The 12,767-nt window shown below is 42.5% G+C and carries 12 protein-coding genes; 8 read left to right on the top strand and 4 right to left on the bottom strand.

Going from position 1 to position 12,767, the window contains the following annotated elements; genetic code table 11:
• The first annotated feature begins 96 nt into the window (after positions 1-96).
• From NSS78_RS13345 to NSS78_RS13335, 3 genes are all read left to right on the top strand, one after another.
• Positions 97-852 (top strand): SDR family oxidoreductase, encoded by a 756-nt coding sequence (locus tag NSS78_RS13345; protein ID WP_050943582.1) that lies wholly within the window; start codon positions 97-99, stop codon positions 850-852.
• Between the two features lie 66 nt (positions 853-918).
• Positions 919-1,602: a metal-dependent hydrolase gene (locus NSS78_RS13340; RefSeq protein ID WP_321999455.1), complete on the top strand. Its 684-nt coding sequence runs from the start codon at positions 919-921 to the stop codon at positions 1,600-1,602.
• 145 nt (positions 1,603-1,747) lie between these two features.
• Complete coding sequence (locus NSS78_RS13335) at positions 1,748-3,070, top strand: CBS domain-containing protein (protein WP_003216834.1); 1,323 nt, start codon at positions 1,748-1,750, stop codon at positions 3,068-3,070.
• A gap of 55 nt (positions 3,071-3,125) precedes the next feature.
• On the opposite strand, the gene NSS78_RS13330 is transcribed toward NSS78_RS13335, so the two are convergent.
• Positions 3,126-3,428, bottom strand: a complete 303-nt coding sequence (locus NSS78_RS13330) for a YtpI family protein (protein ID WP_003216665.1) — start codon at positions 3,426-3,428, stop codon at positions 3,126-3,128.
• 147 nt (positions 3,429-3,575) lie between these two features.
• Between NSS78_RS13330 and NSS78_RS13325 the strand changes: the two genes are divergently transcribed.
• Positions 3,576-4,517 (top strand): bifunctional oligoribonuclease/PAP phosphatase NrnA, encoded by a 942-nt coding sequence (locus NSS78_RS13325; protein ID WP_044139298.1) that lies wholly within the window; start codon positions 3,576-3,578, stop codon positions 4,515-4,517.
• Positions 4,518-4,567: 50 nt separating this feature from the next.
• Here NSS78_RS13325 and NSS78_RS13320 read toward each other — a convergent pair whose 3' ends face one another.
• The 3 genes from NSS78_RS13320 to NSS78_RS13310 form a co-directional block, all read right to left on the bottom strand.
• On the bottom strand, positions 4,568-4,753 hold the full coding sequence (locus tag NSS78_RS13320) for a hypothetical protein (RefSeq protein ID WP_003216400.1): 186 nt from the start codon (positions 4,751-4,753) through the stop codon (positions 4,568-4,570).
• Positions 4,754-4,862: 109 nt separating this feature from the next.
• Positions 4,863-5,366: a sporulation membrane protein YtrI gene (gene ytrI, locus NSS78_RS13315; protein ID WP_003216226.1), complete on the bottom strand. Its 504-nt coding sequence runs from the start codon at positions 5,364-5,366 to the stop codon at positions 4,863-4,865.
• Positions 5,363-5,704 (bottom strand): YtrH family sporulation protein, encoded by a 342-nt coding sequence (locus NSS78_RS13310; RefSeq protein ID WP_034661856.1) that lies wholly within the window; start codon positions 5,702-5,704, stop codon positions 5,363-5,365. Before NSS78_RS13310 ends, ytrI begins: the two co-directional genes overlap by 4 nt.
• A 137-nt stretch (positions 5,705-5,841) precedes the next feature.
• Between NSS78_RS13310 and dnaE the strand changes: the two genes are divergently transcribed.
• The 4 genes from dnaE to accA all read left to right on the top strand — a co-directional run bounded on the left by dnaE (position 5,842) and on the right by accA (position 12,693).
• Positions 5,842-9,177: a DNA polymerase III subunit alpha gene (gene dnaE / locus NSS78_RS13305; protein WP_342468136.1), complete on the top strand. Its 3,336-nt coding sequence runs from the start codon at positions 5,842-5,844 to the stop codon at positions 9,175-9,177.
• A gap of 141 nt (positions 9,178-9,318) precedes the next feature.
• Positions 9,319-10,551 carry a malic enzyme-like NAD(P)-binding protein gene (locus NSS78_RS13300; protein WP_050943586.1) on the top strand — a complete coding sequence of 411 codons (1,233 nt, stop codon included), beginning with the start codon at positions 9,319-9,321 and terminating at the stop codon, positions 10,549-10,551.
• Between the two features lie 304 nt (positions 10,552-10,855).
• On the top strand, positions 10,856-11,731 hold the full coding sequence (gene accD, locus NSS78_RS13295; RefSeq protein WP_065098582.1) for an acetyl-CoA carboxylase, carboxyltransferase subunit beta: 876 nt from the start codon (positions 10,856-10,858) through the stop codon (positions 11,729-11,731).
• Entirely contained in the window at positions 11,716-12,693 is a 978-nt protein-coding gene (gene accA / locus NSS78_RS13290) for an acetyl-CoA carboxylase carboxyl transferase subunit alpha (RefSeq protein WP_003216264.1), read from the top strand. Before accD ends, accA begins: the two co-directional genes overlap by 16 nt.
• Positions 12,694-12,767: the final 74 nt, after the last annotated feature.

Genomic DNA, 12,767 nt, shown 5'->3' with positions numbered 1-12,767 from the left:
AAGGGTTCATAAGTGCGCCAGATGCTGGTTTATAGTAAAGTAAAGATAACAAAAGAAACACATGAACTTGCAACCTTTGTTTTAGGAGGAGATTGTGTGCGACACGCATTAATAACAGCGGGTTCTAAGGGACTTGGCAGGAAAGTCACCGAGTCTTTACTGAATATGGGGTATTCTGTGACAGTAAATTATCGAAGTGATGATGAAGCTGTGCGCCAGATGAAAGAAGAATTGCAGCAATATGAAGAGAAGCTTCAATTTGTCCAAGGTGACGTGACAAACAAAGAAGATTTAAAAAATATGGTCGAGCTGGCAGCCGAGCGATTTGGGCGGATCGATGCCTTGATTAACAATGCCGGACCTTATATTTTTGAACGAAAAAAACTAGCGGATTATTCCGAAGATGAATGGTATCAAATGATGGAAGGCAACCTATCTGCTGTGTTCCATTTGTTCCGTATGGTCATCCCAATGATGAGAAAGCAAAGCTTCGGCCGAATTGTCACATATGGCTTTCAAGGCGCAGACCATGCGCCGGGATGGATGCACAGATCAGCCTTCGGAGCAGCAAAAGTGGGGCTGGCGTCACTGACGAAAACCATTGCGATTGAAGAAGCCGAAAATGGCATCACAGCCAATATGGTTTGTCCAGGCAAAATCGTTGGAGACATGAAAGAATCGACAATAGAAGAAGCGCGCCAGATGAAAGACGATGAAACGCCGATTGGCAGGTCTGGTACTGGAGAAGATATCGGGCGCATCATTTCCTTTTTATGCGATGACCGCTCTGATCTGATTACAGGAACCGTTATTGAAGCAACAGGTGGTCTTAACGTCATTCACAGACATTAAGTTTTTCAGTTTTTTATACAGGGAATAGATGAAATGAGATCAAATTCGAAAGGTGGATATACTCACATGAAAGCTACATATCACGGACATTCAGTCGTACACATTGAAACAAACGGATACCATATTTGGATTGATCCATTTTTAAATGGAAATAAGCACACAGATATCAAACCGCAAGATGTCAAAGCGGATGTCATTTTGCTCACGCACGGGCATGGAGATCACGTCGGTGACACCATTGAAATCGCTAAAAACAATGATGCGCTCGTTATTGCGCCATTCGAGCTTGCCACTTATTTAAGCTGGCAGGGGGTGAAAACGCACCCGCTTTCGATTGGAGGCGGACGTGAGTTTGAATTTGGTAAAGTGAAGCTCACTCAAGCGTTCCATGGTTCTGCTATCATTGATGAAGATGCCAAAACGATTACGTATACAGGCATGCCATCAGGTATTCTATTTACCGCAGAGGGCAAAACGATTTATCATGCCGGAGACACTGCACTCTTTTCAGATATGAAGCTGATCGGTGAGCTGAATCATATTGAGCTTGCATTCCTTCCGATCGGTGATAACTTCACGATGGGACCGGACGATGCAAGAATCGCAGCCGAATGGCTTCGGGCGAAGCAAGTCGTGCCAATTCACTACAGCACATTCCCGCCGATTGAGCAGGACCCACATGCATTTGCAGACAGCCTCCATGGCGGCGTCGGTCATGTGTTAAACAGCGGAGAATCGATCGAGATTTAATCAACATAGCAAAAAGTCGGCACTCAAATGCCGGCTTTTTTGTTTACATGTATCGCGCTGAAAAAAGACAAATTGCTATTAAAAGCCTCCTGCCCTTATAATGAAAGTTAGATGAAAACGCTGAAAACAAAAAGGGTGAACGGGATTGGCGACAAAGCATGAACAAATTTTATCGTATATTGATTCATTAGAAGTCGGAGAGAAAATTTCTGTCCGGCGTATTGCGAAAGAAATGAAAGTGAGTGAAGGGACCGCTTACCGGGCCATCAAGGATGCTGAAAATAAAGGATTCGTCAGTACCATTGAACGAGTTGGTACCATTCGAATTGAACAGAAGAAAAAAGAAAATATTGAAAAACTGACATATGCAGAAGTGGTCAATGTGATTGACGGACAGGTGCTTGGAGGACGAGCGGGCTTACATAAAACATTAAACAAATTTGTCATCGGAGCGATGGAGCTTGATGCGATGATGCGCTATACGGCAGCTGGAAACCTGCTAATTGTCGGAAACCGGATCAATGCCCATAGACAAGCATTAGAGGCAGGAGCAGCTGTGCTGGTCACAGGCGGCTTCTCAACAGATGATGAAATCATTCAGCTCGCAGATGAGCTTGAGCTGCCGATCTTATCGACAAGCTACGATACATTTACCGTAGCAGCTCTCATTAACCGGGCCATTTATGACCAACTCATAAAAAAAGAGATTGTGCTTGTGGAAGATATTTTAACGCCGATAGAACGAACAGTGTATTTATCACCAGAGGATAAGCTTGAAAAATGGTATGAAAAGAACTATGAAACTGGCCACGGACGCTTTCCGGTCGCAGACGACCAAATGAAAATTCACGGCATTCTCACCTCAAAGGATATCGCGGGGCATGACCGCTCCACACCGATTGAAAAGGTCATGACGAAAAACCCACTGACAGTCATTGGAAAAACCTCTGTCGCTTCTGCTGCTCAAATGATGGTATGGGAAGGCATTGAGGTGCTGCCTGTTGTAGATGATTATGCGAAACTGATTGGAATGATCAGTCGTCAGGACGTGCTGAAGGCGCTTCAAATGATTCAAAAGCAGCCGCAGGTCGGAGAAAAACTGGATGATGTTGTCTCAAGAGGGTTTAAAGAGACCGATACAGAAAAACCAAAGGCAGATGCCGTGTATCAATATGAGGTCACACCACAAATGACAAACCAGCTCGGAAACATTTCATATGGCGTGTTCACGCAAATTTTAATTGAATCCGCCAATCGCTTCTTAAAGTCTCATAAAAAAGGGGAGCTGATTGTCGAAAGTCTCTCTGTCTACTTCTTAAAACCGGTTCAAATGGAATCCACGATACAGATCAAGCCGAATATTTTAGAAGTAGGACGCAAGTTTGGAAAGCTGGAAGTGGAAGTTTATCATCAATCGAATATCGTCGGTAAAGCCATGCTGATGGTGCAGCTCATGGAGAGAGGATAATCTGCTGAAAAAGACAAAGGGCTAAAATAAACATCATTTTAGCCCTTCTCTCTTATTATGCGTGATCTTTTTCGCCTTCCTTTAAAAAGAGCGGAAGGTAATGCTTGTAGGCTTTATATCCAGCCCACGTACTGCCGATACCGACAGCAACAAAAATAAATCCAATGACAAATGCGAGTGACGAGCGGTTTAAAAATAATTGATTCACACCGAAGAGCAGGACAAAGCAGCCAAGTGCCATACTGGATTTCGCCGACCAGAATTTCTTTTCGACTGGGCGGTTCGTACGTACATTCTTTGCTTTGTAGTATAAATAAAACATGGCAGAACAAATAATAAACACAATCAAAACAAGCATGTGCCAAGCCTCCATTGTAAGTGGTTACAACCCTATTTTAAACGTAAATAGGCTTGCTTACTAGAATAAATTGTCTATTTCTCACTTTTCCGTCAGGATAGATTATGATTTAATAATAAAAAGAGTATCGGATAAGAAGGAGTTTTTATGAAAAAAGAACTGATTAGAACCATATCATTATATGACACCATCATCATTCATAGACATGTAAGACCAGATCCTGATGCGTATGGATCGCAGTGCGGCCTTACGGAAATCTTGCGTGCCACCTATCCAGAAAAAAATATTTATGCGACAGGAACCCCGGAGCCAACCCTTTCATTTTTGTATGAACTTGATGAGGTGCCGGATGACGTGTACAAAGATGCCCTTGTCATTGTCTGTGATACAGCCAATCAAGCAAGAATTGACGATCAGCGCTATTCAATGGGCGACAAGCTGATGAAAATTGATCATCATCCAAATGAAGATCCTTATGGTGATTTGCTTTGGGTAGATACAGAGGCAAGCTCTGTGAGCGAGATGATTTATGAATTGTATTTAGAGGGGAAAGAAGAAGGATATCAGCTGAATACAAAGGCGGCAGAACTCATTTATGCCGGCATTGTAGGAGACACAGGCCGCTTCCTTTTCCCAAACACGACGAAAAAGACGCTCAAATATGCTGGTGAACTGATCGAATATCCATTTTCATCTTCAGACCTTTTCAATCAATTGTATGAGACGGATCTGAATGTCGTGAAATTAAATGGCTATATTTTTCAACATATTTCTTTGTCAGAGAATGGGGTCGCTTCTGTTTTCATTAAGCAGGATATTTTGGAATCGTTCCAAACGACAGCGCAGCAAGCCTCACAGCTTGTTGGAACACTTGGAAATATTGCAGGGATTAAGGCATGGGTCTTTTTTGTGGAAGAAAACGATCAGATTCGTGTTAGATTCCGTTCGAAAGGCGTCGTCATTAATACCATTGCGAAAAAATATCATGGCGGCGGCCACCCGCTTGCAGCTGGTGCGTCTATTTATGATTGGGCCGTGGCAGATGAGATTTTGCGTGATTTAGAAGAAGTATGTAAATCATCATCATGAGAGAGGGGGCTTCAAGTCCCCTCTCTCTTTTTTTGTCATGGAGAAGAGGGTTACTTGCATACAGGGATAAACCAGCAGCCGATGTCAGTTGAATCTTCATAGGCTTGGAGATTTTGATGCTTTAATTCTTTTTTAATTAAATGAGCCATCATTTCTGTCTCAGCATAAGCACACATGCCGTCCTTGATCCGGCTTGCTTTGTCTCGTGCCATTTGACGATAGCTATAAACCTCCATTGTCCTCACCTCTTTCTGTTTTAGATCTCGTTCTACTTTTAGTGTATAAAAATTAAGGGGGAAAAGCGATCATTGAGGGCAGAAATTCATAAAAATTCCACATGATCATTTATTCAGCAAATGAAATGCGCACTTCAAGTGAAAGCTTTGTATAAATTGTCAGCTCTGTCACTTTGGCGCGGTATGCCTTTTCCCGAATGGTATATTCTTTGTTTTCGACCGTGCGTTTTAATAATTCCTTTGTTTTATAGACACTTTCAATATCCTTTGTAATAACCTCTGAGATATCCTCCTTGACCTGATCTTCAAATTTTAGCGTATCTGGCTCTGGGATTTTATATTGCTCACGATTGACGAGATGGACATCTACGCTTTGGATCAGCAGCCGCTTCTTATTATCTTCATTTAACTTATGCAAATCTTCCCGATAGAGTGTGATTTGTTCTTTCAGACTGTCCATATGGTGCTGCTGGCTTCTCAGCAGTGTCACCTGCTTTTCCTGAAAGGTTCCGTATGTAAAGAGGAAAATGAGCCAGCTTACAATCGCGCCAAACATCATTCCCGCAAAAAAACGCTGCCAGCCTGGACGTTTGTACAGCTCCGGCACCCTCATGATGACACATGCTCCTGTGTGAGCCACGTGATAATAAGATAACCCGTTTGCGCACCGCCCATGGCAGAGACAATTAATAAAATCTGCTTGAAAATATCACGCGTGTTCCCTTCAAAAATACCTCGTTCAAAGCTATAAACAGCATCAAACGTTCCGCCGATAGCTGCGACAAGCGCCCAAATCTTTAAACGGTTGGCAAGACTCGTAATAATGGATAAAGGCGGCTGACCAGACAAATAAGCACCAACACCGCCTATAATGGCACCACCCAAAATGACCCCAAGTGCAATAAAATAACAGCTAATAAAATTTGGAATAAAAGCTTCCTTCACATCCATTTTGTCCACCTCACTCTATTCAATATATGGTGCGTGCGGGACAAGTATGAACGGACAGAAAAGAAAGAACATTTGTTTCTCATCGCATCGCGTTTTATAATGAAAGAATGACTTTAGACGAAAGGAGTGGATTAAGCATGTCTTATGTTCATCTTCAGGTCCACAGTGGATACAGCTTATTAAGCAGCGCAGCAAAAGTAAAGGAGCTTGTGCTGAAAGCAAAAGAACTTGGCTGCAAGGCGCTCGCTCTTACCGATGACCATGTGATGTATGGAACGGTTGAATTTTATAAGGAATGTAAAAAACATGGCATCAAGCCGGTCATCGGTTTAACAGCTTCTGTCTTCATAGATGAACAAGAGACAGAGGCTTATCCCTTGGTGCTCCTTGCCAAAAACAATGAAGGCTACCAAAACTTGATCAAAATCAGCAGTGTGCTGAAATCAAAATCAAAAGCTGGACTGAAAGAGAAATGGCTGAAAAGCTACCACCGCGGGCTCATTGCCATCACACCAGGCGTTTCTGGTTACATTGAAACGTTGCTTCAGCAGGATCAGCTAGAAGAAGCGCATGATGCGGCGAAACAATTGAAACATATTTTCGGTGAGGGACATGTATACATCGCACTTCAGCCATTTCAGCAAGACGAATCGCTTACAGGTAAACTGAGGGATGTCTCAAAAAGTGCGGACATTCCTCTTGTTGCGACAGGAGATGTCCACTACATCAACTTGGAAGACAAAACGGCCTATACGTGTTTAAAGGCTATTAAAGCAGGGCAGCAGCTGCCTGAGGTTGAGGAAGACCGAGCAGAAAAGCATTTCAGAACCTTTGAAGAAATGAAGGAATGGTATACGCAGGATACGGAGCTGCTATCAAGAACGGTGGAGATCGCAGACCGCTGTGAAGTCGATTTAAATCTTGGACAGACAAAACTCCCATCCTATCCAACCCCTGATCAATCAACAGCAGATCAGTTTTTACGCAAAGTGTGTGCAGAAGGGATGAAGCAAAGAAAGATTGCTTCAAATGACGCGTATGTGAAAAGACTTGAGTACGAACTGAGCATTATCCAAAAAATGAATTTCAGTGATTATTTTCTCATCGTGTGGGATTTTATGAAGTATGCCCATGACCAAGGCATTGTCACAGGGCCGGGCCGTGGATCGGCAGCAGGTTCACTTGTTGCATATGTTTTGTTTATTACAGATGTTGATCCGCTCCGTCACGGTCTGTTATTTGAGCGTTTTTTAAATCCTGAGCGAATCAGTATGCCTGATATTGATATTGATTTCCCCGATACGAGAAGAGATGAAATCATTTCTTATGTAAAAGATAAATACGGAGACATGCATGTGGCGCAAATTGTCACGTTTGGAACCCTTGCAGCAAAAGCAGCCTTAAGAGATGTCGGACGTGTGATGGGGATTGATTCAAAGGCAGCGGACCGTCTCGCAAAGCTGATTCCATCAAAGCCAGGAACGACGCTGAAAGAAGCGCTAGCTGCATCTCCTGAATTAAAAACAATGCTCCAGCAGTCCGAAGAACTCAGGCAAGTCTTTCAAACTGCTTTAAAGGTAGAAGGCTTGCCAAGACATACCTCGACACATGCAGCCGGCGTTGTGCTGAGCGAGGAGCCGCTGACAGAGATTGTTCCTATTCAAGACGGCCATGATGGTGTGTATTTAACGCAGTATGCGATGAATTATTTAGAAGATCTCGGGCTTTTAAAGATGGATTTCTTAGGACTAAGGAACTTAACCTTAATTGAATCCATTAAAAACCAGATTGAAAGACAGGAAAACGTCCACATTAACTTTAGTGACATTTCATATGAAGATCAGAAAACATTTGAATTGTTATCAGCGGGAGATACAACTGGGATTTTCCAGCTTGAATCACAAGGGATGCGTCAGGTGCTGAGACGCCTTAAGCCCTCTAGTTTAGAAGACATCGTGGCAGTCAATGCCCTCTATCGCCCAGGTCCAATGGAGAATATCCCGCTTTTTATCGATCGAAAGCACGGCAGAGTCAAGGTCTCTTACCCGCATCCTGATTTGTATGACATTTTAAAAGACACATATGGGGTCATCGTCTATCAGGAGCAAATTATGCTGATTGCAGCGAAGATGGCAGGCTTTCAGCTTGGCGAGGCAGATCTATTAAGAAGAGCTGTTTCGAAGAAGGATAAAAAGGTCCTTGATGAAGAGCGGAGCCATTTTGTTGAAGGATGCCTAAAAAAGGAGTATCCTGTTAACATTGCAAATGACGTTTATGACTTAATCGTCAAATTTGCAAACTATGGTTTTAATAGAAGCCATGCTGTTGCATATAGCATGATTGGCTTTCAGCTTGCTTACTTAAAAGCGCATTATCCGTTATATTTTATGTGCGGACTTTTAACGAGTGTGATTGGAAATGAAGACAAAGTCGCTCAATATTTCTATGAGGCAAAGGAAAAAGGGATATCTGTGTTGAAGCCTTCTATTAATAAGAGTGAATTTCCATTTACGGTTGAAAAAGGGGAGATCCGCTACAGCTTAAGAGCGATCAAAAATGTCGGAGTGTCAGCTGTAAAGGATATATACAGGGCAAGACAGGAAAAGCCGTTTGAAGATTTATTTGATTTTTGCGCAAGAGTATCAGCAAAGAGTGTCAACCGAAAAACGATTGAAGCGCTCATTTTTTCAGGGGCGATGGATGAGCTTTATCCAAATCGTGCTTCGTTATTGGCATCAATAGATATTGCATTAGACCACGTGTCATTTTTAAATCCAGATGATCAGCTCGACTTTCTGGGGGATACAACCTTCTCCATTAAGCCAAAATATGCGGAGATAGAAGAATTGCCGCTTGTCGATCTCCTGCAATTTGAAAAAGAGGCACTTGGACTATATTTATCAAATCATCCTGTACAAGCGTACCGAGATCGCTTAAGAGAGAATGGTGCAGTGGACATCATCAGACTTTCTTCCTATATAAAGCAAAAGGTCTCAATGGGTGGTCTTTTGACAAAAGTGAAATCGATTCGAACAAAAAATGGACAATCGATGGCATTTATCACATTTGGGGATGAAACGGGAGAAATGGAAGGCGTCGTCTTTCCAGAGCAATTTAGAAAGCTGTCCCCCTTACTTGAGGAGGGCGCCATGCTTTATGTTGAAGGCAGAATAGATGTCAGAAATGACAGCAGCCAGATCATCGTGCAAGAAGCCGTTCTGCTTGAAGAGATGGGCACACAAAGAAAAGAGTCTGTCTACATTCGAGTGAAAGAAGAAAATCATACGCAGGAGCTGCTAGAGCAAGTAAAGCGGGTGATCTCGATGCACAGCGGAGAAGCAGATGTCTATTTGTATTATGAGAAGCAAAAAAAGACAGTGAGACTTCCAGATGCATACAAAGTTCATGCAGATCATGCTGTCATTTTCCAGTTAAAAGAGCTGCTCGGTGAACAAAACGTTGTGATTAAATGATGACAAATCGCCTGAATATGTTTTACAAATTCACCTATTGTGTTATCATTTTAAAGATTCTGTGTATTTAAAACTGCCAGTATGTGCTTATCAACTTAGCAATTCATTAAATCATTTTCCACTTGAAGGAGTGTTCATCACATGTCATTAAGAGAAGAAGCATTACATATGCACAAAGAGAATCAAGGCAAACTTGAATCAAAATCAAAAGTACAAGTGAAAAATGCGAAAGACTTGAGCTTGGCTTACTCACCTGGTGTTGCAGAACCATGTAAAGATATTTATGACGACACAAGCAAAGTGTATGATTATACAATGAAAGGCAACATGGTCGCTGTTGTCACAGACGGAAGTGCTGTTTTAGGGCTTGGAAATATTGGTGCAGAAGCATCTCTTCCAGTCATGGAAGGAAAAGCTGTATTATTCAAAAGCTTCGCTGGCGTTGATGCCTTCCCAATCGCGCTTGCGACAAACGATGTAGACAAAATCGTTGAAACAGTAAAGCTTCTTGAGCCAACGTTTGGCGGTGTCAACCTTGAAGATATTGCAGCTCCAAACTGCTTCATTATCGAAGAGCGCTTGAAAAAAGAGACAAACATTCCAGTGTTCCACGATGATCAGCACGGAACAGCGATTGTGACAGTAGCTGGACTTGTAAATGCACTGAAACTGTCTGGAAAATCAATGTCCTCTATCAAAGTGGTGGCAAACGGCGCTGGAGCAGCGGGAATTGCGATTATCAAGCTTCTATATCATTTCGGTGTACGTGATATCATCATGTGTGATACAAAAGGCGCAATTTACGAAGGCCGCCCGAACGGTATGAATGCAGTGAAAAACGAAGTGGCTAAATTCACGAACCAAGACCGTAAAGAAGGTTCATTAGAAGAAGTGATTGAAGGCGCTGACGTCTTCATTGGGGTTTCAGCAGCAGGCGCTCTAACAAAAGAAATGGTTGGCAAAATGGCAAAAGATCCTGTCATCTTCGCAATGGCGAATCCTAATCCAGAGATCATGCCAGAAGATGCACATGCAGCAGGCGCAAGTGTTGTAGGAACTGGCCGTTCTGACTTCCCGAACCAAGTAAACAACGTACTGGCATTCCCAGGAATTTTCCGCGGAGCATTAGATGTACGAGCAACTCACATTAACGAAGAAATGAAAATTGCAGCCGTTGAAGCAATTGCTTCTCTTGTTTCAGATGATAAATTGTCAGCTGAATACGTCATCCCTGAACCATTTGATGCACGTGTAGCACCAGCGGTAGCAAAAGCAGTAGCAAAAGCAGCAATGGAAACTGGCGTTGCAAGAATCAAAGTCGACCCAGAAGAAGTCGCTGAAAAAACAAGAAAATTAACGATTATCGGCGAATAATCAATTGGAAAAGTGTGCACGTTCTTTCTGAAATTGGAGGAAAGACGTGCACCATTTCCTCTCATACGCGAAAATTTTTTCATCCGGAATGATATTTTTTTGTAGACGTTCACAATTCACATATATCAACTGCTCAGCGCCCCAAACACATACTCATTTCTCATCAATTCCCCACTGAAAAAATTGAATGAAGGATGACAGCGTTTGACAAAAAAAGTACAATAGTTTCGGTACAGTTATGACATGTCCTATAATAGTGGATGTGCGTGTAAAGAAAAAACCCTTCAAAAAGGGAGGTAGTCATTTGTCAATCAAAAATATTTTCAGTAAAAAGAAAAAATATGCATCTGTACCCTCTGAACAGGCAAGTCAAGATGTGCCTGAAGGCATCATGACCAAATGTCCGCAATGTAAAAAAATAATGCTCACCAAAGAACTAGATAAAAATTTACGTGTTTGCATGAATTGCGGTAGACATTTGCAAATGAATGCAAAACAGCGTATTGACAGCCTTGTTGACGAAGGCACATTTGAAGAATTTAACGGGCACCTGATCTCAGAAAACCCGCTCGGATTCCCAGGCTACGAAGAAAAGCTTGAGAAAGACAGAGAAAAAACGTCTTTGAATGAAGCCATTGTCACAGGTCAAGGTGAAATTGAAGGCAAGCGTGCTGTGATCGCTGTCATGGATGCCACATTCCGTATGGGCAGCATGGGCTCAGTTGTTGGTGAAAAGATCACACTTGCGATCGAGAAAGCAAAAGCGGACAAGGTGCCATTTATCATCTTTACTGCATCAGGCGGAGCGAGAATGCAAGAGGGGATCCTCAGTCTTATGCAGATGGCAAAAACAAGCTCAGCATTAAAGCTGTTCAGCGAGGATCAAGGTTTGATTATCTCTGTGATGACGAACCCAACAACTGGCGGTGTATCAGCTAGTTTCGCGTCTCTTGGTGATTACAACTTTGCAGAACCTGGTGCTTTAATTGGGTTTGCAGGTCGTAGAATCATTGAACAAACCATTCGTGAAGACCTGCCAGAGGACTTCCAAACGGCTGAATTTTTAATGAAGCATGGTCAATTGGATGCTGTCATTCATCGTGCAGAGATGAAAGAAACACTAGGCCGAATCTTAGCATTACACAGCACAGGAGGTGAACGAGAGTGGCTGGAGAACTAGAATTTGAAAAACCTGTCATTGAACTTCGAGCGAAAATTGATGAACTGAAAAAGTTCACACAAAACTCAGAAATGGATTTAAGTGCAGAAATTGAGCGTCTTGAAACACGTCTGAGCAAACTTGAAGCAGACATTTATACAAATTTAAAACCGTGGGACAGAGTGCAGATTGCTCGTCATGCGATGCGCCCAACAACTCTCGATTACATTCAAGAGCTGTTTGACAACTTTTTCGAGTGTCACGGTGACCGTTTTTATGGCGATGATGAAGCGATCGTTGGAGGAATTGCCACGTTTAAAGGGCTTCCTGTCACGGTGATTGGCCATCAGCGCGGTAAAGATACAAAAGAAAACTTGCGCCGTAATTTCGGAATGCCTCATCCAGAAGGCTACCGTAAAGCGCTGCGCTTGATGAAACAAGCAGATAAATTTAATCGCCCGATCATTTGCTTTATTGATACAAAAGGAGCTTATCCTGGTAAAGCAGCTGAAGAACGCGGGCAAAGTGAAGCAATTGCGAAAAACCTATTCGAAATGGCAGGACTTCGTGTACCGGTTGTCTGTATTGTCATTGGAGAAGGCGGAAGTGGCGGCGCACTAGGCTTAGGCGTAGGAAACCACCTATACATGCTAGAGAATTCAACGTATTCAGTGATTTCACCTGAAGGTGCAGCAGCACTGCTCTGGAAGGACTCATCACTTGCGAAAAAAGCTGCAGAATCAATGAAAATTACGGCTCCAGACCTAAAAGAATTAGATATTATAGATGATGTTATTAAAGAAGTGCAAGGTGGAGCACACCGAGACGTGAAACAACAAGCAGCCTACATTGAAAAAACATTAAAACAGTCACTTACATCTTTGCTCAAACTAACACCTGAAGAACTAGTCGAACAAAGATATCAAAAATACAAAGCAATCGGGAAAGTATCGGTTGAAAATCAATATATTGGGGTAAACTAAATAAACGTACAGCCTTTTTGGCTGGCGTTTATTTTTTTTCATCCTTTTTCATGAAAACCGACCTCATGTAAGCG

It is taken from the genome of Bacillus sp. FSL W8-0920, assembly GCF_038593215.1.
Lineage (GTDB): Bacteria > Bacillota > Bacilli > Bacillales > Bacillaceae > Bacillus > Bacillus pumilus.
The sequence above is the reverse complement of the archived record's forward strand: the minus strand, read 5'-3'. Positions and strand labels throughout refer to the sequence as shown.